This window comes from Pseudomonas sp. NMS19W, assembly GCF_051554255.1.
Taxonomy (GTDB): Bacteria; Pseudomonadota; Gammaproteobacteria; order Pseudomonadales; family Pseudomonadaceae; genus Aquipseudomonas; species Aquipseudomonas kribbensis.
This window is the reverse complement of the sequence record NZ_CP136718.1, coordinates 6,426,646-6,452,033: the sequence shown is the minus strand read 5'-3', so window position 1 is coordinate 6,452,033 and position 25,388 is coordinate 6,426,646. Positions and strand designations below refer to the sequence as shown.

The 25,388-nt window shown below is 60.5% G+C and carries 30 protein-coding genes; 19 read left to right on the top strand and 11 right to left on the bottom strand.

Annotation, left to right across the window (positions count from 1 at the left end):
* Positions 1 to 91: 91 nt before the first annotated feature.
* Entirely contained in the window at positions 92 to 1,312 is a 1,221-nt protein-coding gene (locus tag R1A29_RS29735) for a CaiB/BaiF CoA transferase family protein (RefSeq protein ID WP_438300297.1), read from the bottom strand.
* 13 nt (positions 1,313 to 1,325) lie between these two features.
* The gene (locus R1A29_RS29730; RefSeq protein ID WP_085712999.1) at positions 1,326 to 2,507 is read right to left on the bottom strand and encodes an acyl-CoA dehydrogenase; all 1,182 of its coding nucleotides are present in this window, start codon (positions 2,505 to 2,507) and stop codon (positions 1,326 to 1,328) included.
* A gap of 158 nt (positions 2,508 to 2,665) precedes the next feature.
* Between R1A29_RS29730 and R1A29_RS29725 the strand changes: the two genes are divergently transcribed.
* From R1A29_RS29725 to R1A29_RS29675, 11 genes are all read left to right on the top strand, one after another.
* Positions 2,666 to 3,565: a LysR family transcriptional regulator gene (locus R1A29_RS29725; protein WP_438300296.1), complete on the top strand. Its 900-nt coding sequence runs from the start codon at positions 2,666 to 2,668 to the stop codon at positions 3,563 to 3,565.
* A gap of 434 nt (positions 3,566 to 3,999) precedes the next feature.
* Entirely contained in the window at positions 4,000 to 5,121 is a 1,122-nt protein-coding gene (locus tag R1A29_RS29720; protein WP_114880919.1) for a Re/Si-specific NAD(P)(+) transhydrogenase subunit alpha, read from the top strand.
* A gap of 15 nt (positions 5,122 to 5,136) precedes the next feature.
* Positions 5,137 to 5,457: an NAD(P) transhydrogenase subunit alpha gene (locus tag R1A29_RS29715; protein WP_003220416.1), complete on the top strand. Its 321-nt coding sequence runs from the start codon at positions 5,137 to 5,139 to the stop codon at positions 5,455 to 5,457.
* The gene (locus tag R1A29_RS29710) at positions 5,457 to 6,890 is read left to right on the top strand and encodes an NAD(P)(+) transhydrogenase (Re/Si-specific) subunit beta (protein ID WP_432218203.1); all 1,434 of its coding nucleotides are present in this window, start codon (positions 5,457 to 5,459) and stop codon (positions 6,888 to 6,890) included. The genes R1A29_RS29715 and R1A29_RS29710 overlap by 1 nt, the downstream gene beginning before the upstream one ends.
* A gap of 215 nt (positions 6,891 to 7,105) precedes the next feature.
* Positions 7,106 to 8,599, top strand: a complete 1,494-nt coding sequence (locus tag R1A29_RS29705) for an acetyl-CoA hydrolase/transferase family protein (protein ID WP_438300295.1) — start codon at positions 7,106 to 7,108, stop codon at positions 8,597 to 8,599.
* 321 nt (positions 8,600 to 8,920) lie between these two features.
* Positions 8,921 to 9,136, top strand: a complete 216-nt coding sequence (locus tag R1A29_RS29700) for a DUF1127 domain-containing protein (RefSeq protein WP_003220409.1) — start codon at positions 8,921 to 8,923, stop codon at positions 9,134 to 9,136.
* 250 nt (positions 9,137 to 9,386) lie between these two features.
* Positions 9,387 to 9,596 carry a DUF1127 domain-containing protein gene (locus tag R1A29_RS29695; RefSeq protein WP_438300294.1) on the top strand — a complete coding sequence of 70 codons (210 nt, stop codon included), beginning with the start codon at positions 9,387 to 9,389 and terminating at the stop codon, positions 9,594 to 9,596.
* Positions 9,597 to 9,731: 135 nt separating this feature from the next.
* Entirely contained in the window at positions 9,732 to 10,049 is a 318-nt protein-coding gene (locus tag R1A29_RS29690) for a DUF2388 domain-containing protein (protein ID WP_085713004.1), read from the top strand.
* Positions 10,050 to 10,156: 107 nt separating this feature from the next.
* Positions 10,157 to 10,465, top strand: coding sequence for a DUF2388 domain-containing protein (locus R1A29_RS29685; protein WP_438300293.1), 309 nt, complete (start codon positions 10,157 to 10,159; stop codon positions 10,463 to 10,465).
* A 28-nt stretch (positions 10,466 to 10,493) separates the two neighbouring features.
* Positions 10,494 to 10,814, top strand: a complete 321-nt coding sequence (locus R1A29_RS29680; RefSeq protein ID WP_065260625.1) for a DUF2388 domain-containing protein — start codon at positions 10,494 to 10,496, stop codon at positions 10,812 to 10,814.
* Entirely contained in the window at positions 10,811 to 12,772 is a 1,962-nt protein-coding gene (locus tag R1A29_RS29675; RefSeq protein ID WP_438300292.1) for a DUF7844 domain-containing protein, read from the top strand. Before R1A29_RS29680 ends, R1A29_RS29675 begins: the two co-directional genes overlap by 4 nt.
* Before the next feature lie 69 nt (positions 12,773 to 12,841).
* On the opposite strand, the gene R1A29_RS29670 is transcribed toward R1A29_RS29675, so the two are convergent.
* The 3 genes from R1A29_RS29670 to trpB all read right to left on the bottom strand — a co-directional run bounded on the left by R1A29_RS29670 (position 12,842) and on the right by trpB (position 15,450).
* Positions 12,842 to 13,285 carry an anti-virulence regulator CigR family protein gene (locus tag R1A29_RS29670; protein WP_114880913.1) on the bottom strand — a complete coding sequence of 148 codons (444 nt, stop codon included), beginning with the start codon at positions 13,283 to 13,285 and terminating at the stop codon, positions 12,842 to 12,844.
* Positions 13,286 to 13,405: 120 nt separating this feature from the next.
* The gene (gene trpA / locus R1A29_RS29665) at positions 13,406 to 14,218 is read right to left on the bottom strand and encodes a tryptophan synthase subunit alpha (protein ID WP_438300291.1); all 813 of its coding nucleotides are present in this window, start codon (positions 14,216 to 14,218) and stop codon (positions 13,406 to 13,408) included.
* Positions 14,218 to 15,450 (bottom strand): tryptophan synthase subunit beta, encoded by a 1,233-nt coding sequence (trpB, locus tag R1A29_RS29660; protein ID WP_085713009.1) that lies wholly within the window; start codon positions 15,448 to 15,450, stop codon positions 14,218 to 14,220. Before trpB ends, trpA begins: the two co-directional genes overlap by 1 nt.
* 112 nt (positions 15,451 to 15,562) lie before the next feature.
* Between trpB and R1A29_RS29655 the strand changes: the two genes are divergently transcribed.
* Positions 15,563 to 16,480 carry a LysR family transcriptional regulator gene (locus R1A29_RS29655; protein WP_179693110.1) on the top strand — a complete coding sequence of 306 codons (918 nt, stop codon included), beginning with the start codon at positions 15,563 to 15,565 and terminating at the stop codon, positions 16,478 to 16,480.
* Here R1A29_RS29655 and R1A29_RS29650 read toward each other — a convergent pair.
* Positions 16,453 to 16,779 carry a DUF883 family protein gene (locus tag R1A29_RS29650; protein ID WP_007953918.1) on the bottom strand — a complete coding sequence of 109 codons (327 nt, stop codon included), beginning with the start codon at positions 16,777 to 16,779 and terminating at the stop codon, positions 16,453 to 16,455. The two genes, R1A29_RS29655 and R1A29_RS29650, sit on opposite strands and share 28 nt — an antisense overlap.
* A 156-nt stretch (positions 16,780 to 16,935) precedes the next feature.
* Between R1A29_RS29650 and R1A29_RS29645 the strand changes: the two genes are divergently transcribed.
* Both R1A29_RS29645 and R1A29_RS29640 read left to right on the top strand, forming a co-directional pair.
* Positions 16,936 to 17,151: a dodecin gene (locus R1A29_RS29645; RefSeq protein WP_003220389.1), complete on the top strand. Its 216-nt coding sequence runs from the start codon at positions 16,936 to 16,938 to the stop codon at positions 17,149 to 17,151.
* A 125-nt stretch (positions 17,152 to 17,276) separates the two neighbouring features.
* A complete protein-coding gene (locus tag R1A29_RS29640; protein WP_438300290.1) occupies positions 17,277 to 17,501 on the top strand; it encodes a DUF1161 domain-containing protein in 225 nt (74 codons plus the stop codon).
* 78 nt (positions 17,502 to 17,579) lie between these two features.
* On the opposite strand, the gene R1A29_RS29635 is transcribed toward R1A29_RS29640, so the two are convergent.
* A complete protein-coding gene (locus R1A29_RS29635) occupies positions 17,580 to 18,581 on the bottom strand; it encodes an LLM class flavin-dependent oxidoreductase (RefSeq protein ID WP_134828656.1) in 1,002 nt (333 codons plus the stop codon).
* Between the two features lie 243 nt (positions 18,582 to 18,824).
* Here R1A29_RS29635 and R1A29_RS29630 point away from each other — a divergent pair, with 243 nt between their 5' ends.
* Together R1A29_RS29630 and R1A29_RS29625 are read left to right on the top strand one after the other, a co-directional pair.
* On the top strand, positions 18,825 to 19,256 hold the full coding sequence (locus R1A29_RS29630) for an OsmC family protein (RefSeq protein ID WP_438300289.1): 432 nt from the start codon (positions 18,825 to 18,827) through the stop codon (positions 19,254 to 19,256).
* 102 nt (positions 19,257 to 19,358) lie between these two features.
* Entirely contained in the window at positions 19,359 to 19,598 is a 240-nt protein-coding gene (locus R1A29_RS29625; protein WP_085713012.1) for a DUF1161 domain-containing protein, read from the top strand.
* Between the two features lie 6 nt (positions 19,599 to 19,604).
* Here R1A29_RS29625 and R1A29_RS29620 read toward each other — a convergent pair whose 3' ends face one another.
* Together R1A29_RS29620 and R1A29_RS29615 are read right to left on the bottom strand one after the other, a co-directional pair.
* Positions 19,605 to 20,024, bottom strand: a complete 420-nt coding sequence (locus tag R1A29_RS29620) for a hypothetical protein (protein ID WP_438300288.1) — start codon at positions 20,022 to 20,024, stop codon at positions 19,605 to 19,607.
* A 40-nt stretch (positions 20,025 to 20,064) separates the two neighbouring features.
* Complete coding sequence (locus R1A29_RS29615) at positions 20,065 to 20,487, bottom strand: hypothetical protein (protein ID WP_432218196.1); 423 nt, start codon at positions 20,485 to 20,487, stop codon at positions 20,065 to 20,067.
* Positions 20,488 to 20,545: 58 nt separating this feature from the next.
* On the opposite strand from R1A29_RS29615, the gene R1A29_RS29610 reads away from it, so the two are divergent.
* Positions 20,546 to 21,631, top strand: a complete 1,086-nt coding sequence (locus tag R1A29_RS29610) for an aminopeptidase (protein ID WP_438300287.1) — start codon at positions 20,546 to 20,548, stop codon at positions 21,629 to 21,631.
* A gap of 3 nt (positions 21,632 to 21,634) precedes the next feature.
* On the opposite strand, the gene R1A29_RS29605 is transcribed toward R1A29_RS29610, so the two are convergent.
* Positions 21,635 to 22,285 (bottom strand): HAD family hydrolase, encoded by a 651-nt coding sequence (locus R1A29_RS29605; protein WP_438300286.1) that lies wholly within the window; start codon positions 22,283 to 22,285, stop codon positions 21,635 to 21,637.
* A 28-nt stretch (positions 22,286 to 22,313) separates the two neighbouring features.
* Positions 22,314 to 22,859 carry a gamma carbonic anhydrase family protein gene (locus tag R1A29_RS29600; protein WP_064379538.1) on the bottom strand — a complete coding sequence of 182 codons (546 nt, stop codon included), beginning with the start codon at positions 22,857 to 22,859 and terminating at the stop codon, positions 22,314 to 22,316.
* A gap of 88 nt (positions 22,860 to 22,947) precedes the next feature.
* On the opposite strand from R1A29_RS29600, the gene prlC reads away from it, so the two are divergent.
* Positions 22,948 to 24,999 carry an oligopeptidase A gene (prlC, locus tag R1A29_RS29595; protein ID WP_114880906.1) on the top strand — a complete coding sequence of 684 codons (2,052 nt, stop codon included), beginning with the start codon at positions 22,948 to 22,950 and terminating at the stop codon, positions 24,997 to 24,999.
* Positions 24,996 to 25,286, top strand: coding sequence for a YheV family putative zinc ribbon protein (locus R1A29_RS29590; protein WP_007953955.1), 291 nt, complete (start codon positions 24,996 to 24,998; stop codon positions 25,284 to 25,286). Before prlC ends, R1A29_RS29590 begins: the two co-directional genes overlap by 4 nt.
* Positions 25,287 to 25,388 lie beyond the last annotated feature (102 nt).

Here is a 25,388-nt window from a genome sequence, read left to right as displayed (position 1 = left end):
TTCTTTCAATAACTTGCAGAGAGGTCAAAAAACACCCAACTCCATCTCTATAGGTGAACGAAATCGCCCCCTCTATATATAGAGGGCACTATCAGAGCACCCCTTCGTCTTTCATTGCCGCGACAGCTCCCGCTCCAAGCCCCAGCACGCGCTGTAGCACCTCGAGCGTATGCTCACCCAATAAAGGAGGCGCACGACGATACTCAACAGGCGTCCGAGACAACCGAATCGGACTGGCCACCTGCGGCACCCTCCCTGCCAATGCATGAGGCAGCTCAATCGCCAACCCGCGAGACTTCACCTGTGGATCCTCGAACACCTGCGACAGATCATTGATCGGCCCACACGGCACGCCCGCCTGCTCCAGTTGAGACACCCACTCGGCGGTCGTCTTGAAAACTGTCGCCTGACGGATCAACGGAATCAGCACCGCCCGGTTCGCCACACGCAGTTTATTGGTCGCGAAACGCGGATCGTCCGCCCACTGCGGTTGCCCCGCCACCTCGGCGAATTTGCGGAACTGCCCGTCATTACCCACCGTGAGAATGAAGTCACCATCAGCCGTAGGAAAATCCTGGTACGGCACGATATTCGGATGCGCATTGCCCAGCCGCTTTGGCGCATTGCCCGTCGTCAGGTAGTTCATCGCCTGGTTAGCCAGGCACGCCACCTGCACATCCAGCAGTGCCATATCAATGTGCTGACCGCCACCATCGTGATCGCGGTGAGCCAGCGCTGCCAGGATCGCAACGGTCGAATAAAGCCCCGTCAGGATATCCGTGAGCGCCACCCCCACCTTCACCGGCCCGGCACCCTCATCACCCTCAGGCCTCCCGGTCAGGCTCATCAGCCCACCGAGTCCCTGGATCATGAAGTCATAACCCGCGCGTTTGGCATACGGCCCGGTCTGACCGAAACCGGTGATCGAGCAATAAATCAGATCCGGATTGATCGCCTTCAGTGACTCATAGTCCAGACCATAAGCCGCCAGTCCACCGACCTTGAAGTTCTCGATCAGGATGTCCGACTTGGCTGCCAGCTCCCGCACCAGTTTCTGACCTTCGGGGCGAGTGAAATCAATCGTCACCGATTGCTTGTTGCGGTTGGCCGACAGGTAATAAGCCGCCTCGCTGGTGTTCTCACCATAGGCGTCTTTCAGGAAGGGCGGCCCCCAGGCACGAGTATCGTCACCATTGCCCGGGCGCTCGACCTTGATCACTTCCGCCCCAAGGTCGGCCAGAATCTGCCCGGCCCATGGGCCGGCCAGCACTCGCGACAAATCCAGTACCCGCAGATGCGACAGCGCGCCCATGGTCGCTCTCCTATTAATAAAACGCCTGCAGGCCGGTCTGCGCACGGCCGAGGATCAGCGCGTGAACGTCGTGAGTACCTTCGTAGGTATTCACCACTTCCAGGTTGACCAGGTGACGGGCCACCCCGAACTCATCGGAGATGCCGTTGCCGCCCAACATGTCACGGGCCATGCGAGCGATGTCCAGCGACTTGCCGCAAGAGTTGCGTTTCATGATCGAAGTGATTTCAACAGCAGCAGTGCCTTCATCTTTCATGCGACCCAGACGCAGGCAACCTTGCAGTGCCAGAGTGATTTCGGTCTGCATGTCGGCCAGCTTCTTCTGGATCAACTGAGTAGCAGCCAACGGACGACCGAACTGTTGGCGATCCAGGGTGTACTGGCGAGCGGTGTGCCAGCAGAACTCAGCCGCGCCCAGCGCACCCCAGGAGATGCCATAACGTGCAGAGTTGAGGCAGGTGAACGGACCTTTCAGGCCACGCACATCCGGGAAGATGTTCTCTTCCGGCACGAACACGTTGTCCATGACGATTTCACCGGTGATAGATGCCCGCAGGCCGACCTTGCCGTGAATCGCCGGAGCACTCAGGCCTTTCCAGCCCTTCTCCAATACGAAGCCGCGGATGTCGCCGGCGTCGTCCTTGGCCCAGACCACGAACACATCGGCAATCGGGCTGTTGGTAATCCACATCTTGGCGCCGGTCAGGCTGTAGCCGCCTTCGACTTTGCGTGCACGAGTAATCATCGCGCCCGGGTCGGAACCATGGTTCGGCTCGGTCAGGCCGAAGCAGCCGATCCACTCGCCGGAGGCCAGTTTCGGCAGGTACTTCTGCTTCTGTGCTTCGGTACCGAATTCATTGATCGGCACCATCACCAGCGAAGACTGCACGCTCATCATCGAACGGTAGCCGGAATCCACGCGCTCGACTTCACGGGCAATCAGGCCGTAGCTGACGTAGTTGAGGCCGCTGCCACCGTACTGCTCGGGAATGGTCGCGCCCAACAGGCCAACTTCACCCATCTCACGGAAGATCGCCGGGTCAGTCTTCTCATGGCGGAAGGCTTCAAGAACGCGTGGCGCGAGGCTCTGCTGGGCGAATTGCTCGGCAGTGTCGCGGATCATGCGTTCTTCTTCAGTCAGCTGTTGATCCAGCAGCAGTGGATCTATCCAGTTGAAGCTAGCTTTACCGCCCATGAGTGAGTCCTCGCAAATCGGGTGAATTAACGTGGCATTGATCCTAGGCCCGCTTTGTCATCCCGGCAAACGAGGATTTCGCATCCTGTTGTGCTAATTTCTCACTCCGAAACGTCGCCAAGTGCCTTATATGCGGCGTATTAGTGAGGTTGACGTACATGCGCCGCAAGATACCCAGCACCACCGCCCTGATCAGCTTCGAGGCAGCCGCCCGCCACGAGAGCTTCACCAAGGCCGCCGAAGAACTTTCCCTCACCCAGGGCGCCATTTGCCGACAGATCGCCAGTCTGGAGGACTTCCTCAGCGTTGAACTCTTCCGACGCTCGCGACGCGGAGTGAAACTGACGGAAGCGGGCCTTTCCTACAGCCGCCGGGTTGCCACCCAACTCGATGCCGTTGAGCGCGACACCCTGTCAGTGATGGGTCAGCAGGGCACCAACGTGATCGAGCTCGCTGTGGTGCCCACCTTTGGCACGCAATGGCTGCTGCCAAGACTGAAGGACTTCCAGCTCAAGCACCCGGAAGTGACGGTCAACCTGACCAACCGCACCCGCCCCTTCCTGTTTGCCGACACCGACTTCGATGCCGCCATCTACTTCGGTGATGCCGACTGGTCCGGTACCGAATCCCACAGGCTGATGGGTGAGAATCCGATGCCTGTGTGCAGTCCCGCCCTGCTCGGCAACAAGACGCACCTGACACCCGATGAAATTGCCGATCTCCCCTTGCTACAGCAAACCACCCGCCCCTACGCCTGGCGACAGTGGTTCAACTTGCAGCACCTGAACATTCCCCGCGACATGACAGGTCCGCGCTACGAGCTATTCTCCATGCTGGCCCAGGCAGCCATGCACGACATGGGGATCGCGCTGATCCCGCCGTTCCTGATTCAGCGCGAACTGGCCGAGAAACGCCTGGTGATAGCCAACCCGAACGCACTCTCCAGCATCAAGGCGTATTACCTGATGATTCCCGAGCGAAAAGTCGAATCCGCGTCACTCAAGGCTTTTCGCGACTGGCTGGTAAATCAGGCACACAGCTACAACCTAGAAGGATAAAGGCTTTCAGCGATTGCTAACCCCGTAGTCAGGATATTCAAAGCCCTACAGATATAACTATTTGTCGCAAATCGACAGACTGTATCCGAAAGTCGTACAGACGTCCCACAAGCGCCTGCCGACGTGGCTTTGCGCCCTCATTCGCGACTCATTGCGGCCTATTCACGTCACCGATGAGAAAATTCTTCAAATTCATCCAGACTCCTTGAAAGGCACGGCCTGCAAGGGATTCAACTGGCCATCTGCGACATTCGGTCACGGGATGACTTGTAGTTAATTTTCCGTCACCCGTCATAATCCCTTGAAGGGCATAAACTTCGCCTGCAAAATGCCGCGCCCCGCCCTGATTTGGCGGGATCGTGCTGATCGGCCGCCCCAGTCGCACCATCCGTAGTGCATGGGTTTACTCAATAAGATCACGCAGGAGATTTGACGTGCACATTGGTGTTCCTCTCGAAACCCAGACCGGTGAAACACGGGTTGCTGCAACCCCGGAAACCATTAAAAAGCTGATCAGCCAAGGTCATAAGGTCACTGTGCAAACCGGCGCCGGCGTTAAAGCCAGCGTTGTCGACAGTGCCTATGAAGCGGCAGGCGCAACCATTGGCAGTGCCAATGACGCGTTTGGCGCCGAGCTGATTCTCAAAGTGGTCGCGCCAAGCGATGCCGAACTGACGCTGATCAAGCGCGGCACGGTGCTGGTGGGCATGCTCAACCCGTTCAACAACGACACCATCGCTAAGATGGCCGAGTGCGGTATTACCGCGTTCGCCCTGGAAGCGGCGCCACGTACGTCCCGGGCCCAGAGCCTCGACGTGCTGTCGTCCCAGGCGAACATTGCCGGCTATAAGGCGGTGTTGCTGGCCGCTCACTACTACCCGCGCTTCATGCCGATGCTGATGACCGCTGCGGGCACCGTGAAAGCGGCGCGCGTGCTGATTCTGGGGGCTGGTGTGGCCGGGTTGCAGGCGATTGCCACGGCGAAACGTCTGGGTGCCGTCATCGAAGCGTCCGACGTTCGGCCGGCCGTGAAGGAACAGATCGAATCCCTCGGCGCCAAGTTCGTTGACGTGCCTTACGAGACCGATGAAGAACGCGAATGTGCGGTCGGCGTCGGTGGTTACGCACGCCCGATGCCGGCGAGCTGGATGCAGCGTCAGGCCCAGGCCGTGCACGAGCGCGCCAAACAGGCTGACATCGTCATCACCACCGCACTGATCCCGGGCCGCAAGGCGCCGGTGCTGTTGAGCGCGGACACCGTGGCGCAGATGAAACCCGGCTCGGTGGTCATCGACCTCGCTGCAGCCCAAGGTGGCAACTGCCCGCTGACCGTGGCCGATCAGGTCGTGATCGAGAACGGCGTGACCATCGTCGGCCCGACCAACCTCGCCGGTGAAGTCGCCGCAGACGCCTCGGCACTGTACGCACGCAACCTGCTGGACTTCCTGAAGCTGGTCTTCACCAAAGAAGGCCAGTTCGAAGTAAACCTCGAAGACGACATCGTCGCCGCGTGCCTGATGTGCCGCGACGGCCAAGTCATCCGCAAAAACGCCTAAGCAGGGATTCAGACGATGGAAGAGCTTATCTCCCCCGGTATCTACAACCTGATCATCTTCGTGCTGGCGATTTATGTCGGTTACCACGTGGTCTGGAACGTTACACCCGCATTGCACACGCCGCTGATGGCGGTGACCAACGCCATTTCGGCGATCGTGATCGTCGGCGCGATGCTCGCTGCTGCCCTGACCGTCACCCCGCTGGGCAAGACCATGGGCACCCTCGCCGTGGCGCTGGCCGCGGTCAACGTGTTCGGTGGTTTCCTGGTCACCCGCCGCATGCTTGAGATGTTCAAGAAGAAAGCCCCGAAAGCAAAAGAAGAGGCGCCTAAGTAATGAGCATGAACCTCGTCACGACGCTCTATCTGATCGCGTCGATCTGCTTCATCCAGGCCCTCAAAGGCCTGTCGCACCCGACCACGTCGCGCCGCGGCAACCTGTTCGGCATGCTCGGCATGGCGTTGGCGATCCTGACCACCATCGGCCTCATCTATAAGCTGGGTGCAGAGCTGGCGACTGCCGGCATCGGCTACGTGATTGTCGGCCTGCTGATCGGCGGCACCGCCGGTTCGATCATGGCCAAGCGCGTTGAAATGACCAAGATGCCGGAACTGGTTGCGTTCATGCACAGCATGATCGGCCTGGCAGCGGTGTTCATCGCTATCGCCGCTGTGGTTGAGCCGCAGTCGCTGGGCATCGTCAAGCAACTGGGCGACTCGATCCCGGCGGGTAACCGTCTGGAGCTGTTCCTTGGTGCGGCCATCGGTGCCATCACCTTCTCCGGTTCGGTGATCGCGTTCGGCAAGCTCTCGGGCAAGTACAAGTTCCGCCTGTTCCAGGGCGCACCGGTACAGTTCAGCGGTCAGCACAAGCTGAACGCCGTGCTGGGCCTGGCAACTCTGGTGCTGGGTGTGACCTTCATGCTCACCGGCAACCTTGCTGCATTCGCACTGATGCTGGCCCTGGCGTTCGTCATGGGCGTGCTGATCATCATCCCGATCGGCGGCGCCGACATGCCGGTAGTGGTGTCGATGCTCAACAGCTATTCCGGCTGGGCGGCGGCAGGTATCGGTTTCTCGCTGAACAACTCGATGCTGATCATTGCCGGCTCGCTGGTGGGTTCGAGCGGTGCGATCCTCTCGTACATCATGTGCAAAGCGATGAACCGCTCCTTCTTTAATGTACTGCTCGGTGGCTTCGGCAATACAGCAGACGCCGGTCCTGCCGGTGAGAAGGAAGCCCGTCCGGTCAAATCCGGCTCGGCTGACGACGCAACCTTCCTGCTGACCAACGCCGACACCGTGATTATCGTTCCGGGTTACGGTCTGGCGGTGGCCCGTGCGCAGCACGCATTGAAAGAGCTGACCGAGAAGCTGACCCACCACGGCGTGACCGTGAAGTACGCGATCCACCCGGTGGCCGGTCGGATGCCTGGCCACATGAACGTATTGCTGGCCGAAGCCGAAGTGCCATACGACCAGGTGTTCGAGATGGAAGACATCAACTCCGAGTTCGGCCAGGCCGACGTGGTGCTGGTGCTCGGCGCCAACGACGTGGTCAACCCGGCCGCCAAGAACGATCCGAAATCGCCGATTGCCGGCATGCCGATCCTCGAAGCGTTCAAGGCCAAGACCATCATCGTCAACAAGCGCTCAATGGCCAGCGGCTATGCCGGTCTGGACAACGAACTGTTCTACCTGGACAAGACCATGATGGTGTTCGGCGACGCGAAGAAAGTCATCGAAGACATGGTCAAAGCAGTCGAGTAAATCGCTCGCCGCTGCACCAAACGCCCCGACTTGTCGGGGCGTTTTTGTTTGCAAAAACCGTCGGACAATTTGCCGCGTTGTTGCAGATCCGGTAACGGTGTTTTACTTGAAACCCGCTAAATAGACGCCTCGTTTGCGACCTTGGTAGCGGGACAGGCGCCCGCGAAATTCACTAGACTGCGCATCCTGCTACTCGCTGCCCGAGAAAATAATCCATGTACCGTGACCGTATTCGCCTGCCTTCGTTGTTGGATAAAGTGATGAGCGCCGCCGACGCCGCTGCGCTGATTGAGGACGGCATGACCGTCGGCATGAGCGGCTTCACCCGCGCCGGCGAAGCCAAGGCCGTTCCCCATGCGCTGGCCGAGCGAGCCAAGGTCACGCCGCTGAAGATCAGCCTGATGACCGGTGCCAGCCTGGGCAACGACCTCGACAAGCAACTGACCGAGGCCGGCGTCCTGTCCCGGCGCATGCCGTTCCAGGTCGACAGCACCTTGCGCAAGGCGATCAACGCCGGCGAAGTGATGTTCATCGACCAGCACCTGTCGGAAACCGTCGAACAACTGCGCAACCAGCAACTGAAGCTGCCGGACATCGCAGTGATCGAAGCCGTGGCCATCACCGAACAGGGTCACATTGTGCCGACCACCTCGGTGGGCAACTCGGCGAGCTTCGCGATCTTCGCCAAACACGTAATCGTCGAGATCAACCTGGCGCACAACGCCAACCTCGAAGGTCTGCATGACATCTATATCCCGACCTATCGCCCGACCCGCACGCCAATTCCGCTGGTAAAGGTCGATGATCGCATCGGCAGCACCGCGATCCCGATTCCGCCGGAGAAGATCGTCGCCATCGTCATCACCCAGCAGTCGGATTCGCCGTCTACCGTGTCGTCGCCGGATGTCGACACCAAAGCCATCGCCGATCACCTGATCACCTTCCTCAAGCAGGAAGTCGATGCCGGACGCATGACCAACAAGCTCGGCCCGCTGCAGGCCGGGATCGGCAACATTGCCAACGCGGTGATGTGCGGACTGATCGATTCGCCCTTCGAAGACCTGACCATGTACTCCGAAGTGCTGCAGGACTCGACCTTCGACCTGATCGACGCCGGCAAGCTGAGCTTCGCCTCGGGCAGTTCGATCACCCTGTCGGAGCGGCGCAACAGCGACGTGTTCGGCAACCTGGAGAAGTACAAGGACAAACTGGTGCTGCGCCCGCAGGAGATCTCGAACCATCCGGAAGTGGTTCGGCGTCTGGGCATCATCGGCATCAACACGGCGCTCGAGTTCGACATCTACGGCAACGTCAACTCCACCCACGTCTGCGGCACGCGGATGATGAACGGCATTGGCGGTTCGGGCGACTTCGCGCGCAACGCGCACCTGGCGGTGTTCGTGACCAAGTCGATTGCCAAGGGTGGCGCGATTTCCAGCGTGGTGCCGATGGTCAGCCATGTCGACCACACCGAGCATGACGTCGACATCCTGGTAACCGAAGTGGGCCTGGCCGACCTGCGTGGCCTGGCGCCACGGGAACGCGCCCGGGTCATCATCGACAACTGTGTGCACCCGGACTACCGCCAGGCGCTGAATGATTACTTCGACAAAGCCTGCGCCATCGGCGGCCACACCCCGCACATCCTGCGCGATGCCCTGAGCTGGCACATCAATCTGGAAGAAACCGGACGCATGCTGAAGGCGTGATCCGCACAGATATTCCGCTGGCGCAAACACAGTTTCGCCAGCGGGATTTTGAAAACTCCCCACATCGTCAAAAACTGTACTGCTGTACCGGTCTTTTCCTACAGCTTTTACCTACTCGAATCATCGAATCGAGCAAAAATGCACCAAATAAGCGCAGACAGGTACAGTTTGCGCGATTTTGACCCGTACACCCCCTATAAACAGTTAACTGGTCACTCACAATACAAGTGAACTGTATCTAGAGAGTCTGGCCAAACGAGAGGATCATGGGCACCAGTTAAACCACTACCTGATCCCGCCACAAGCGGAAGGATGTCAACCATGGAACGTACACTCAGTTCCGAACTGTTCTTCGAAGACAAAGCTGCAAAAACCCAGGCTTCCCTGCCTCTGCGCGTTATCGCCAACCTGATGTTGTGGCAGCGCCGCATCTCCAGCCGCCACCAACTGGCTCGTCTGGATTCGCGTCTGCTGGCTGACGCCGGTATCAGCGAAGCACAACGCTACGAAGAGCTCAGCAAGCCGTTCTGGCGCTAAGTAGCGTCGCTGGCTCTGGTCACCAGACCCACCGCCAGCAACCCGAATTGAACACACAAGACCCGTTGCGGGAAACCGCGACGGGTCTTGTCGTTTTGGGGTCGGAAAACATGCGATACAGGTGCCTGTATCGCAGACAGGTACAGTTTCTAAAAATCTAAAACTGAACCAGTACAATTTTGCCACGGTGTATCTGCCGTGCTCACTGCATTGAGATCAACATGACCTTCCGCCTCCACAGGAAGACGTCATGAATCACTTACAGGATGTTTCAGCAGTTACGGTCGATCGCTCTCCCCGCTGCGGTCTTCTACGGCGGCTATTCAAAGGCTTCTGGCAAGGCCTGGAACGCGCCAGGACAAGGCGCCTGCTGGCTCAACTCGATGGGCGGGATCTCGCCGATATCGGTCTCAGCCACGCGGATCGACTGAACGAGCTGGAGAAACCCTTCTGGCGCTAGCATTTTGCCCTCTGTGCGAAACCTCCCACACAGGCCTAATATCCGGGCAGAACGTGGCGAATGCCGTGCGACTGGCGTCTGACTCCCCAGACACCAAGCCACCTCTCAATACGAAATTTCCAGAGGAGTTACACCATGTCCCGTCTTCGCCTGCTCAGCGCTGCCGCCCTGCTGGCCGTGGCTGCCAATGCCAGCGCCACCAGCTTCATCGTGACCACCGACGCCGTTGTTGGCGCGCTGAAGTCCTCTTCGGACGCGACTTCCGACGTCAGCTCTTCGCTGCGTGACAACAAAGTCGTGATCGCTGCCCGTGACGATGCTGCCAGCTTCGTTGCCAGCGAAGGCCAGATTCGCGGCGTGAAACTGGAAAGTGCCCTGGATCTCATCCGCCATCAGGCACCGCAACTGAATGCGACCGACGCACAACTGGCACAAGCCATCCTGGCGATCTGATTCGACGTTGCTGTAAGGGACACGCCAGCCGTGTCCCGATGTTTCGCCGCTGGCTCTGGGCCGGGCATTGCGCTAGCCTTGGGACTCGCTAACAGCTCCTGAGACCCATGCGTTTTTATCAAAATCTGCTTATCCCTTCTGTTCTGCTCACTGCCTGCTGGGCGACCTCGGTCGATGCCTTTGATGTCTCGACGCAAAACACCGTTGTCAGCGGTTACGCCACCAGCATGGTGTCTTCCGCGCCTTTCGACCGTAAACTAGTGCTCGCCGCCCACGATGATGCTGCGGCATTCGTTGCCAGTGACGGCCAATTACGAGGCGCCCAGCTGGAATCCGCGCTGCATTACCTGCGTAAATCCCGGCCAAAAATTCATGTAAGCGACCTTGAACTGGCACAGGCAATTCTCGTCCAATAGTTATTCTTGTCCCCTTCGGAGTCGTTCCATGCGTAGCCCGCTGATTGCTGCCGCCCTTGGCCTGCTGTTGTTGGCCGATATGGCCCAGGCGCACACCCTGGTAGCCACCAGTAACATCATCGTTCGTGCCTCCCAGCGCACCATCGATTTCACTTCCGACACCACCACGTCGATCCGCGATTCGAAAATCATCCGCGAAGCCCACGACGACGCCGCCAGCTTCGTTGCCAGCAACGGAGATATCCGTGGCGCGCACCTGGAAGCCGCCCTCAATACCTTGCGTACCCGCGTGCCGGAAGCCCGCGACGCCAGTGACCAGGTACTCGCCGAAGCCATCCTCGCATTGTGAAATCTCTCAGCGCCTGGCTGCTGGCCGGGGCGCTGCTGCTGATCGGCAGCAACGCCCACGCCAGCCTGCAACTGCGGCTCAAGACCGAGGGTCTGAGCCCCGCCCAACAACAGGCCAGCCAGGCGCTGCTCGATGAAGCGATGCAGAAACTGCCGCCCAGCTTCATCGAACGCCTGGATCGACGCATCGATGTCGGCTGGACCGACGAGATGCCCGACAATGCCTACGGTGAGGCGGCTCTTGTTTCCGAGCTGGACCTGAACCGCAAACTGCTCGCCAGTCTCACCGACGGCAGCGCAGCCAAACAAAAGACCAGTCGCCCCCACGGCACTGTCCGGCAGGAATTGCTGGCCACGGTACTGCACGAAATCACCCACATTTACGACCGCGCACGCCTGTGGCCAGCCGCCGAACGCACGCTGATCCAGCGCTGCACCCGCCGCAACAACAGTGCCGGACTGATCGGCCTGCCGGACGAGTGCCGTGGCCAGAACGACCGGCGCTTCACCCTCAGCGATGACCCGCGCCTGCTCGACCTCGCCGGCTGGCAGCAATACGTCGGTCGCCGTGGCGAGCGTGAACAGCACAACCGGCAGATCGCCCGCAGCCCGGACCTGTACGAAATCTCCAGTCCGAAGGAGTTCGTCGCGGTCAACATGGAGTACTTCCTCCTCGACCCGAGCTACGCCTGCCGCCGTCCGGCGCTGTATCGCTATTACAAGGAACACTTCGGCTGGGCGCCGTCGGAAAAGGACACCTGCGCCAAATCCTTCGCGTTCCTGAATGCCGGCAACGACTTTGCCAAGCAGCCGTTGGGGCAGGTCGATCCGGAACGGGTCTACGCCATCGATTACCTGCTGGCCGAAGCGAATCAGAACTGGGTCAGCCGCTGGGGACACAGCATGTTGCGCCTGGTGATCTGCGCCCCGGGCCGGCCACGTGGGCCGGACTGCCGACTGGACCTGGACCAGCATCTGGTGCTGTCCTACCGCGCATTCGTCGGCGATGTGCAGCTGTCGAGCTGGGACGGACTGGTTGGCAAATACCCGTCGCGCCTGTTTGTCCTGCCGTTGGCGCAAGTGATCGACGAATACACCAAGACCGAACTGCGCAGCCTCGCCTCGGTGCCGCTGAACCTGTCGCGCAGCGAGATCGAAGACGTGGTCGAACACGCCGCCGAAATGCACTGGAGCTACGACGGCAACTACTTCTTCCTGTCCAACAACTGCGCGGTAGAAAGCCTGAAACTGCTGCGCAGTGGCAGCAACAACTCGCAGCTTGTCGGCCTCGACAGCATCATGCCCAACGGCCTGCTGGAAGTGCTCAAGGGCCGGGGCCTGGCGGATACCAGCGTGCTGGACAACCCCAAAGAGGCATTGCGTCTCGGTTACCGCTTCGACTCGTTCCGCGATCGCTATCAGGCGATGTTCGAGGTGCTGAAGAAGCAATTGCCGATCAAGCAGACCAGCGTCGAGGAATGGCTGTCGCTGTCTGCCGAAGAGCGGCGGCCATGGTTCGAACGCGCCGACCTGCGTACCAGTGCTGCGTTGCTGTTGTTGGAGCAGGCAAGCTTCCGTCGCCAGTTGCTGCTGGCCCAGGATGAGGTCAAGCAACGCTACCTCGGCGCCCGGGAGCTGGAAAACGGCGGCATGGATAAAGCCAACGCGACGTTGCAGCAAATCCTCGCCAACAGCGGCTTCCTCAGCCGCCCGGCGGAACTGCTCGATTCTCGTGGTTACGGCCTGCCGCAACCCAGCGAGTTCAGCCGACTGGAAGCTGAAAGCAGTCAGCGCCAGAAACAGCTTTTGGTGCTGAGCGGTGATCTGGACAAGGAAGTGCGTGCACTGCTGGAGCCCAAGCGAGCAGCAGAAATTGCCGCCAACGAGGCCAACGTTAAGCAAATCGGCGAACACTTGCGCAAACTGCACAAAGCCTCGGGTGGCCTGGAACTGCCCTGAAAACAACGGCCCTGAAAAACAAAAGACCGCAGCCTAAGCATGGCTGCGGTCTTTTTTATTGCCTGCAAATCAGTACAGAACGCCATCCAGAATTTCGTAGACAATCCCGGTACCGACTGCGATCAACACGATATCGCCACCGGCCCGACGCCATTCATAGCCCGGATACACCGGCAAACGCCCCAACGCCCGAGCATCCAGCCGCTCGCCGTAATAACCGTGGGGCAACGGCCGACCGCGTTCCAGACGAATGCCTGGAGGCGGCGGTGCACCGCGAACGAAATACCCGTGGTTGTCACGGATCACCTGGCGCACCGGCCCGAAGTCACGCGGTGGCGGGCCGCCACGGTGGCTGCTTTGCCAATCATGATGGTCGCCACCGCGATCGTCGTAGTGGCCCTGTTGCGGGCCGCCGTGGTCGTGATCGTCGCGTGGGTCGGCGCTGGCCAGCAGCGGCGTGGCGCTGATCATCAGCACGCCCAGACTGGCAATCAGACGTTTCGGCATTTTCATGGGTTTTCCTCACTGCACTGACAGCAAAAAGGGATTCAGAACGTGGTCCTGAATCCCTCGGTCTTGCTCATTTAGTCTGTGCGGCGAAGCGCTAATTCCTCTGTATCAGGAACTTTACCTTCAGCTGACGCGGGCCTTACGCACGCCTTCGGACAGCGCCGAGCACAGGCTCAGTACGCCGTCGATGGCCTGAGCCGGCGTGGTTGCGTTGGCAATGTGATCGATCAGCGCCGAACCCACCACCACACCATCGGCCAGACGCGCGATGGACGCGGCTTGCTCCGGCGTACGGATACCGAAACCGATGCTGATCGGCAGGTCGGTATGACGACGCAGGCGCGCCACCGCTTCCTCGACGTGTTCCAGAGTCGCCGCACCGGCACCGGTCACACCGGCGACCGACACGTAGTAAACGAAGCCGGAGCTGCCGTTCAGCACTTTCGGCAGACGCACATCATCGGTGGTCGGCGTGGTCAGGCGGATAAAGTCGATGCCTGCAGCCTGGGCCGGGTCGCACAGCTCCGAGTTGTGCTCCGGCGGCATGTCGACCACGATCAGGCCATCAACGCCGGCCTCTTTGGCTTCGGCGATGAAACGCTCGACGCCGAACTTGTGGATCGGGTTGAAGTAGCCCATCAGCACCAGCGGCGTGTCGCTGTTGTCCTTGCGGAACTCGCGGACCATTTGCAGGGTTTTGATCAGGTTCTGCTTGGCGCCCAAGGCACGGATGTTCGCCAGTTGAATCGCCGGGCCGTCGGCCATCGGGTCGGTGAACGGCATGCCCAGTTCGATCACGTCGGCGCCGGCTTTCGGCAAGCCTTTGAGAATTGCCAGCGAAGTGTCGTAGTCCGGGTCACCGGCAGTGACGAAGGTCACCAGGGCGGCGCGGTTCTGTTGCTTGAGTTCGGCAAAGCGGGTTTGCAGGCGGCTCATCAGTGTTTCTCCTGCTTGGAAGTTTCCATGTGGTGCATGACGGTCTGCATGTCTTTGTCACCGCGGCCGGACAGGTTGACCACCATCAGGTGATCCTTCGGCAGCTTCGGTGCGCGTTTGAATACTTCGGCCAGGGCATGGGCGCTTTCCAGTGCCGGGATGATGCCTTCGAGGCGGCAGCACTGGTGGAACGCAGCCAGGGCTTCGTCGTCGGTCACCGAGGTGTACTGGACGCGGCCGATGTCATGCAACCAGGCGTGTTCAGGGCCGATGCCCGGATAGTCGAGGCCGGCGGAAATCGAGTGGGCGTCGATGATCTGGCCATCGTCGTCCTGCAGCAGGAAAGTACGGTTACCGTGCAACACGCCCGGTACGCCGCCGTTGAGGCTGGCCGCGTGTTTGCCGGTCTCGATGCCGTAACCGGCGGCTTCGACGCCGATGATTTCCACGCTCTTGTCGTCAAGGAACGGGTGGAACAGGCCCATGGCGTTGGAACCGCCGCCGATGCACGCCACCAGGCTGTCCGGCAGGCGACCTTCCTGGGCTTGCAGTTGCTCGCGGGTTTCCTTGCCGATCACGGCCTGGAAGTCGCGGACCATTGCAGGGTAAGGGTGCGGGCCGGCCACGGTGCCGATCAGGTAGAAGGTGCTGTCGACGTTGGTCACCCAGTCACGCAGCGCTTCGTTCATCGCGTCTTTCAGGGTGCCGGTGCCGGCGACCACCGGGATCACCTCGGCGCCCAGCAGCTTCATGCGGAACACGTTGGCCTGCTGGCGCTCGATGTCGGTGGTGCCCATGTAGATCACGCAGTCCAGACCGAAACGCGCAGCCACGGTGGCGGTGGCCACACCGTGCATGCCGGCGCCGGTCTCGGCGATGATGCGTTTCTTGCCCATGCGCCGCGCCAGCAGGATCTGGCCGATGCAGTTGTTGATCTTGTGCGCGCCGGTGTGGTTCAGCTCTTCACGCTTGAGGTAGATCTTGGCACCACCGCAGAACTCGGTCAGGCGCTCGGCGAAATACAGCGGGCTCGGACGTCCGACGTAGTCGCGCTGGAAGTAGGCCAGTTCCTCTTTGAACGCCGGATCTTCCTTGGCCGCTTCGTATTCGCGGGCCAGATCGAGGATCAACGGCATCAGGGTTTCGGCAACGTAACGGCCGCCGAACGAGCCAAACAGGCCGTTGGCGTCAGGGCCGTTACGCAGATCGGAGGTGTTCGAAGTCTGGGTCATGGTTCGCTCCAGCGGATTTCACGAGAAGACAATGGCGTTCACTCTACCCCTGACCTTCCAGACTGAAAACCGATAAGATCGCCACAACCTGTCAGGAAAACTCACAGATATCATGAGCCATGACCTTCCCCCGCTGAACGCCCTGCGCGCCTTCGAAGCCACTGCCCGGCTGAACAGCGTCAGCCAGGCTGCCGAGCAGCTGCACGTCACTCACGGTGCGGTCAGCCGCCAGCTCAAGGTGCTGGAAGAGCACCTTGGCGTCAGCCTGTTCGTCAAGGACGGTCGCGGCTTGAAACTCACAGATGCCGGCATCCGTCTGCGCGACGCCAGCGGCGAGGCGTTCGACCGCTTGCGCAGCGTCTGCGCCGAGCTGACCCAAAGCACCGCCGACGCGCCGTTCGTGCTCGGCTGCTCCGGCAGTCTACTGGCGCGCTGGTTCATTCCACGACTGGGAAGGCTGAATGCCGATCTGCCGGACTTGCGTCTGCACCTGTCGGCCGGTGAAGGTGATCTCGATCCGCGCCGCCCGGGGCTGGATGCACTGCTGCTGTTCGCCGAACCGCCGTGGCCGGCCGACATGCAGGTCTATGAGCTGGCCAGCGAACGCATCGGGCCGGTCATGAGCCCGCTGTTCAGCGGCTATCAACAACTGCAATCCGCACCGCCCGCGGCCTTGCTCGGCGAGCCCTTGTTGCACACGACCTCTCGCCCGCAAGCCTGGCCGAGCTGGGCGCAGCAAAGCGGCCTCGACGCCAAGGCGTTGAAGCTGGGGCAAGGTTTCGAGCATTTGTATTACTTGCTGGAAGCGGCCGTCGCCGGGTTGGGCGTGGCAATCGCACCGGAACCGCTGGTGACCGAAGACTTGAAGGCCGGTCGCCTGGTCGCGCCGTGGGGTTTCAGTGAAACCCCGGCGCAACTGGCGTTGTGGCTACCCAAGCGCGCCGCCGACGGGCGCGCCCGGCAATTGGCGCAGTGGCTCAGGAACGAGCTGCGCCAGGCGGATCACTCGCCGCGCTTGAACAGCAAGTAAGCGGCCAGCAGACCCAGCGCACCGACCGCCACACCGGCGGTCGTCCACGGATGTTCCTGTGCGTAATCGCGGGTGGCGATCCCGGTTTCGCGGGTTTTGACTTTGACTTCTTCGTAGGCATCGCTGAGCAGGCTGCGCGAATGCTTCAGCGCACTTTCAGCGTTGCCCTTGAGCGCCTTGAGGGTCTTGCGCGACTCGTCCGAAGCGTCGTCTTTCAGGCTTTCCAACGACTTGAGCAGACTCTCGATCTCCGCTTCCATGCTTTGCAACGAGGCTTTGCGTAACGAGGTGTTGGCCATGGTGGCTCTCCTGCATTGGTGATGAGTGGCGTGTGTTGTTTGGGACTTCACCGGTTCTGGAAAGTGCAGAAAATCTGAACTCGGCTTTCCCGAAACGACCGAAATCAACAGCGCAAATCGCTGCTAGGCTCAAATCCACACGTCAAGGAGATCGCCATGAGTGACCATCACACCTACAAGAAAGTCGAGCTGGTCGGTTCGTCCACCAGCAGCATCGAAGACGCCATCAACAACGCGCTGGCCGAGGCCAACAAGAGCATCAAGCATCTGGAATGGTTTGAAGTGGTCGATACCCGTGGCCACATCAAGGACGGCAAGGCTGCCCACTTTCAAGTGACCCTGAAAGTCGGGTTCCGGATTGCCAGTAGCTGAGTTTGGGCTACGCTTCTGAACTTGCGCGCTGGCCGAATGCCATAGGAATGGCAAAGCGCTACAGGGTGGACGCATCGAGTGAACTCGATGCCCGCCTCTTTTAATCCGACCAGGGAGTGCGACCGATGAAGAAGTTCATATTGGCAGTAGGTTTGTTGAGCCTTGCGGGTGGTGCGTTTGCTGCCGGCAAGCCTTGCGAAGAAGTGAAAGCCGAGATCGCGGCAAAACTGGATGCGAAACACGTCTCCGGTTATTCGCTGGAAATCGTCGATAAAAGTGCAGCAGCGGGCGGCAAAGTCGTCGGCAAGTGCGAGGGCGGCACCAAGGAAATCGTCTACAAACGCGGTTGATCGCGCCTGAAATGCAAAAGCCGACGCAATGCGTCGGCTTTTTTGTACCCGGCTATCTTTGTGCAGAACTATAAGACCTCAGCCCTTCATCACCTGCGCCAGCAATTCGTAGGAATGCAGGCGATCGGCGTGCTCGTACAGATCGCAGGTGAAGATCAGCTCATCGGCCTGGGTCTGTTCGACCAGCACTTCCAGTTTCGCGCGAATTTTCTGCGGACTGCCAACCATCGCCAGACCAAGGAAATCACCCACCGCCTCACGCTCATGAGGCAGCCACAGGCCGTCCATGGTTTTCACCGGCGGACGCTGCACCAGACTTTGCCCACGCATCAGCGCGAGAATTCGCTGGTACACCGAGGTCGCCAGGTAGTCGGCCTGTTCGTCGGTGTCGGCCGCTACCAGCGGTACGCCGAGCATCACGTACGGCTTGTCGAGCACCGCCGACGGCTTGAAGTGATTGCGGTAGACGCGAATCGCTTCATGCATGAAGCGTGGCGCGAAATGCGAGGCGAAGGCGTAGGGCAAACCGCGCTCGCCGGCCAGTTGCGCACTGAACAGACTGGAACCGAGCAGCCAGATCGGCACATTGGTACCAGTACCCGGCATCGCGATCACCCGCTGATCCGGCGTTCGCGGACCGAGGAAGCGCACCAGCTCGGCCACGTCTTCAGGGAAATCGTCGGCGCTACCGGAGCGCTCTCGGCGCAAGGCGCGGGCGGTCATCTGATCGGAACCTGGCGCACGGCCCAGGCCAAGGTCGATCCGTCCCGGATACAGGCTTTCAAGGGTGCCGAACTGCTCGGCAATCACCAGCGGCGCGTGGTTGGGCAGCATCACGCCACCGGAGCCGACACGGATGGTCGACGTACCGCCGGCCAGATAGCCCAGCAACACCGAAGTCGCAGAACTGGCGATGCCATCCATGTTGTGGTGCTCGGCGACCCAGAACCGGGTGTAGCCGAACTTCTCGACATGCTGCGCCAGATCCAGCGAGTTGCGCAGCGACTGCGCCGGGCTGCCGTTCTCGCGCACCGGCACCAGATCGAGGGTGGAAAACTTTACGTCGGACAGTTGCTTCATGAACCTGCATCTCCGATTGAGGGCGCCGGTTTGTTCCTGACGAACGCAAACCTGCCCAATTCATAAGCGTGTTCTCTGCAATAAGGGCATATACCCGAGTTTCAATAGCCGATCCGAAATTTCCTACTAAAAAAGTCAACGATTCAGCCGGGCTGAACTTTGTTCCGGCGTCTATCCTCAGAAGCCTTGCAGGCAAAAACCACGACGGCGCGGCGTTTCGCGCCCGAATTGAAGGAGGCACACATGGCTATCGTGAAGAAGGCATCCGCGCATTGGGAAGGTGACCTGAAAACCGGCATCGGCTCGATCTCCACCGAAACCGGCGTCCTGCGGGACGCGCCGTACGGCTTCAAGGCCCGCTTCGAGGGCGGCAAGGGCACCAACCCGGAAGAACTGATCGGCGCGGCCCATGCCGGCTGTTTCTCCATGGCATTCTCGATGATCCTCGGCGACGCCGGGCTGAAGGCCGAAAGTATCGACACCCAGGCCGAAGTCACCCTCGATCAGGTTGACGGCGGTTTCGCGATCACTGCAGTGAAGCTGATTCTCAAGGCGAAGATTCCGGGCGCCACCCAGGCGCAGTTCGAAGAACTGAGTAACAAGGCCAAGGAAGGTTGCCCGGTGTCGAAGGTATTGAATGCGAAGATCAGCCTGGATGCGTCGCTGGTCAGCTGATCGACTTGAGCAGAATCAGAACCCGCCAGGCAAAAATGTGGTCGAATAAATGACAGCAGCTTTCGCGCATCGTCGTGCGCACTGCTCCCAGGAGCTTCAACCATGAAACGTTTTGCTTTGGCGGTTATCTGTGGCGTGCTGGCAACTTCGGCCTTTGCGGCACCCAAAGATTGCGAAGAACTCAGGAAAGAGATCGAAATCAAGATTCAGGCGAATGCCGTGCCCTCCTACACGCTGGAGATAGTCTCCAAAGAGGAAGCCGAAAAGCACGACGTCGCCATGATCGTCGGCACTTGCGAGAACGGCACCAAGGCAATCATCTACCAGAAGAACGACAGCTGATTCACGCTAGATGGCGCAATAGGTGTCGCGATCCTCGGCGACGATTTCCCGCTTGGCGTTATACAGCCGGGCACTGGGCGTAAACATCAGGGAGCGCCCCTCCAAGACGTAACGCTGACCCGCTTCGAAATGGTCGAAGCGGATCGTCAGGTAGCACAGACGCTCCACAGGATCGTTCAACATCCCAGCTCCTCCACCGGGCGCCTCGAAATCGAAACGCACCAGCAACTCATGGCTGCCGGGCGCTACCTGGAAAAAACGTCCGTCAGTCAGGCGCTGCTTGTCGAGACGTTCGGCCATCAGCAGTTTTCCGCCCGGGGTCGGCGTCGAGAACTCGACCCAGGCCATGTTGGGGTCGACCGGGGGCATCGGCGTCTGACAACCGGCGAGCACACCGGCAACCAGCAACAGCATTGACTTGCGCATGATGAATGTCCGTGAATTCGGACATCCAGCATAACGCCGATCAGGTGCGCTGACAGCCTGCCGGTTTGCCCTGGCCGACTACATTTTTCTGCTGGTCATAGAGCTTGGCCCACGGCCGGAAACCGATGTAGCCCGCCTGGAGCTGATAGCGCTGGCCGGCGTTGAAGTCCGTGAATTTCAGGCTCAACTGGCAATCGCGCCACAGGGGCTCGGCGTCCGGGCCGATGTTGGTCGCCTCCACCGGAAACTGATAGCGCACCTTCAGTTCATGACTGCCGGGTTGTACCTCGAAGTAACGCTTGTCGACGGCGGCCTTCCTGTCGACTTCCAGCGCTTGCAGCGCCGTGTCCTGTTGCCGGGCGTCCAGATCGATCCAGGCTTGCGAGGGGTCAGGCGAAGGCATTCCGAATCCGGCACAACCGGCCAGCGTCAGCAGGCCTCCCGTCAGTATCAAGATGCGCATGGCGAAGCTCAATGGGCGGGATAGTCTTGCGATCAGACTTTCCAGGGATGTTCTTATTGTGATCAGGCCGTTTCCAAGCCTTGGGTTACTTGATCGCGTTTTGCGGGTTTTGTTTCCGGGTGTGTTGTGTTTGTTGCTCAACGGTTGTTCCAGCGTCAGCTATTACAGCCAGCTGGCCAGCGGTCAGCTGCAATTGCTGCGGGCGCGGGAGCCGGTGGCCAAGGTGATTGCCGACCCGAACCGCGACGCAACGCTGCGCGCCCACCTGGCCCAATCGCAAAAGGCTCGGGATTTCGCCAGCCAACATCTGCACCTGCCGGATAACCAGAGCTATCGCCTGTACGCCGACATCCACCGGCCGTACGTGGTGTGGAACGTGTTCGCCACCCCGGAGTTTTCCCTGAGCCCGCAAAACCACTGCTTCCCGATTGCCGGGTGCGTGGCCTATCGCGGTTACTACAGCCAGAGTGCGGCGCGGGGTGCGGCGGCAATCCAGCGCCTGCAAGGGATGGATGTGTCGATTGGCGGCGTCGAGGCCTATTCGACCCTGGGCTGGTTCAATGACCCGATCCTCAATTCGATGATGGGCTGGGGCGACGAACGCTTGGCCACGCTGATCTTCCATGAGCTGGGCCACCAACGTTTCTATGTGAAGGACGACACCGAGTTCAACGAGTCCTATGCCACGTTTGTCGAACAGGAAGGCACCCGGCAGTGGCGGGCGTTTCGTGGCTTGCCGCCAGAAGATGACGCTCAACTCAAACGCCGCGATCAGTTCATTCAACTGATCCTCGATACCCGTGCTCGGCTCGAAAAGCTGTACACACAACAGATGCCCGTCGAGCAGATGCGCGAACGCAAGGCTGCCGAGTTCGAACGGTTTCGCCGGGACTATCGGGAGATGCGCGACAGCCAGTGGGCCGGGGACAAGCGTTATGACGCCTGGGTCAATGCGCCGCTGAACAATGCGCGATTGTTGCCGTTCGGGCTGTATGACCAGTGGGTGCCGGCGTTTGCTGCCCTGTTCAGGCAAGTGGGCGGGGATTGGCAGAAGTTCTATGCACAGGTGGAGAAACTGGGCGGATTGCCGACTGATAAGCGAAAGGCGGCGCTGCGTGAGCTGGCCGCCCTTCGCTCCGATTGACGATCAGCGCTGCAAAAACGCCTGATGCAACTCGGCCAGGGTTTCGAAGTGATAAGCCGGCGCCTCGGCGCTCAGCTCTTCATGACTACCGAAGCCATAACCCACGGCTGCCGCATCCAGACCGTTGCTGCGGGCGCCGATCAGGTCGTGTTTACGGTCACCGATCATCAGCGTATTGGCCTGGTCCAGCCCTTCCTCGGCGATCAGGTGTGCAATCAGCTCGACCTTGTTGGTGCGGGTGCCGTCCAGTTCGCTGCCGTAGATCACCTTGAAGTGCTTGGCGAAATCGAAGTGCCGGGCGATTTCCCGGGCGAACACCCACGGCTTCGACGTCGCGATGTAAAGCTGCCGGCCCTGGCCATTCAGGGTTTCCAGCAACGGCGTGACGCCCTCGAACACCCGGTTCTCGTACAACCCGGTGACCTTGAAACGCTCGCGATAGAAATTCACCGCCTCCCAGGCCTTGGCTTCATCGAAACCATAAAACTGCATGAATGCCTGCAACAGCGGCGGGCCGATGAAGTGTTCGAGTTTGGTCAGGTCCGGCTCATCGATGCCGAGTTTGGCCAAGGCGAACTGGATGGAACGGGTGATGCCCTCACGCGGGTCGGTGAGGGTGCCATCGAGGTCGAACAGAACGGTCTGGTAATGCATGAAAAATCCCGGGCAATAGAGAGAAAAGTCAGAGCTGGTCGTAGCCTTCGGCCAGATGCAGGTCCTTGAGCTTCACGTAGTTCGCCGCGCTGTAGGTGAAAAAGGCGTTTTCCTTGTCGGTCAGCGGGCGAACCTGTTTCACCGGGCTGCCCACGTACAGGAACCCGCTTTCCAGGCGCTTGCCCGGTGGCACCAGGCTGCCGGCGCCGATGATCACGTCGTCCTCGACCACCGCGCCGTCCATGACAATGCTGCCCATGCCGATCAGCACGCGGCTGCCGACGGTGCAGCCATGCAGCATGACCTTGTGGGCGATGGTCACGTCATCGCCGATCAGCAGCGGGAAGCCGTCCGGGTTGAACGGGCCGGCGTGGGTGATGTGCAACACGCAGCCATCCTGCACACTGGTGCGCGCGCCGATGCGGATGCGGTGCATGTCGCCGCGGATCACCGTCAGTGGCCAAACGGAGCTGTCTTCGCCGATTTCGACGTCGCCGATCACCACCGCGGAGCCGTCGACAAAAGCGCCCTGGCTCAAGCGTGGGGTGTGATTCTGGTACTTGCGAAGGGACACGATTAGTTCTCTCTCTGTCGCCGATAGCTGCGGTGGGTGTCGATTGTAATTAAGATGGGCGCATGTTTCTTCCAGCCAAGGTGCAACCGTGAGCGTGAACAACCCTCTTCTGCAGTCCTACGACCTGCCGCCGTTCTCCGCCATCCGTGCCGAACACGTGCAGCCGGCCATCGACACCATCCTGGCCGACAACCGCGCCGCCATCGCCGAGATCCTCAAGACCCAGGGCCAGAACCCGACGTGGGCGGGGCTGGTGCTGGCGATGGACGAACTCAATGATCGCCTGGGCGCAGCCTGGAGCCCGGTCAGCCACCTCAATGCCGTGTGCAACAGCGCCGAACTGCGCGAAGCCTACGAGTCGTGCCTGCCGGCCCTAAGCGCCTATTCCACCGAAATGGGCCAGAACCGTGAACTGTTCCAGGCCTATGAAGCCCTGGCCAACAGCCCGGAAGCCGCCGGTTTCGACGTGGCGCAGAAAACCATTCTGGAACACGCCCTGCGCGATTTCCGCCTGTCGGGTATCGACCTGCCGGAAGCCGAGCAGAAACGCTACGCCGAAGTGCAGAGCAAGCTGTCCGAGCTGGGCAGCCGCTTCTCCAACCAGTTGCTCGACGCCACTCAGGCCTGGACCAAGCACCTGACCGACGAAGCCGCCCTCGCCGGCCTGACCGATTCGGCCAAGGCGCAAATGGCTGCCGCCGCACAGGCCAAAGGCCTCGACGGCTGGCTGATCACCCTGGAATTCCCGAGCTACTACGCGGTGATGACCTACGCCCAGGACCGTGCGCTGCGTGAAGAAGTCTACGCCGCCTACTGCACCCGTGCGTCGGACCAAGGCCCTAACGCCGGCCAGAACGACAACGGCCCGGTGATGGGCGAAATCCTCGACCTGCGTCAGGAGCTAGCCAAGCTGCTCGGCTTCTCCAGCTTCTCCGAACTGAGCCTGGCGACCAAAATGGCCGAGTCCAGCGATCAGGTGCTGAGCTTCCTGCGCGACCTGGCCAAACGCAGCAAACCGTTTGCCGCCCAGGACCTGCAACAGCTCAAGGCATATGCCGCCGAACAAGGCTGCGCCGACCTGCAAAGCTGGGACAGCGGTTTCTACGGGGAAAAACTCCGTGAACAACGCTACAGCGTCGCCCAGGAAACCCTGCGCGCCTACTTCCCGATCGACAAGGTACTGGGCGGCCTGTTCGCCATCGTTCAGCGCCTGTACGGCATCGAAATCGCCGAACTGAAAGGCTTCGATACCTGGCATCCGGACGTACGCCTGTTCGAGATCAAGGAAAACGGCCAGCACGTCGGCCGCTTCTTCTTCGACCTCTACGCCCGCGCCAACAAGCGCGGCGGTGCCTGGATGGACGGCGCCCGCGACCGTCGCCGCACCATTGACGGCGTGCTGCAAAGCCCGGTGGCCAACCTGGTGTGCAACTTCACCCCGGCCGACAGCGGCAAGCCTGCGCTGCTGACCCACGATGAAGTCACCACCCTGTTCCACGAATTCGGCCACGGCCTGCATCACCTGCTGACCCGTGTCGAGCATGCCGGCGTATCCGGCATCAACGGTGTGGCATGGGACGCGGTCGAGCTGCCGAGCCAGTTCATGGAAAACTGGTGCTGGGAGCCGGAAGGCCTGGCGTTGATTTCCGGCCACTACGAAACCGGCGAGCCATTGCCGCAGGATCTGCTGGAAAAAATGCTCGCGGCGAAGAACTTCCAGTCCGGCCTGATGATGGTCCGTCAGCTGGAATTCTCGCTGTTCGACTTCGAACTGCACGCCACCCACGGCGATGGCCGTAGTGTTGCGCAGGTGCTGGAAGGCGTGCGGGATGAAGTCTCGGTGATGCGTCCTCCGGCCTACAACCGCTTCCCGAACAGCTTCGCGCACATCTTCGCCGGCGGTTACGCAGCGGGTTACTACAGCTACAAGTGGGCGGAAGTGCTGTCGGCAGACGCCTTCTCCAAGTTCGAAGAAGACGGCGTGCTGAATGCCGACACCGGTCGCGCCTTCCGCGAAGCAATCCTGGCCCGTGGCGGCTCGCAGGAGCCGATGGTGCTGTTCGTCGACTTCCGTGGCCGTGAGCCATCGATTGACGCACTCTTGCGCCACAGCGGCCTGAGTGAGGACGCGGCAGCATGAGTGAGGCACCTGTGAAAACGAAAAAACGCTTTATCGCCGGGGCGGTCTGCCCGGCGTGCAGCGAGCCGGACAAGCTGATGATGTGGAGCGAGGACGACGTCCCGCACCGCGAATGCGTGGCGTGCGGCTACAGCGATACGCTCAATGCCCAAGGGTTGTCGGTTCCGAAGGAACTGGGCACGCGGGTCAACACCAGCGCGCTCAAGCCTGCACCGGACAAGACGGTTCAGGCCGTGCAGTTCTTCCCGAACCCGAAGCTGAAGAAAAAGCCCGACGAGCAACACTGATCCGGCACCACCTTCCACCGATTTCCGGTGGAAGGTGGTATTGGCTTAACACCTGTCCCCCGCACTTGCTTCGTAGGCTGGCCGTTTCCGCCATGCCTCGAA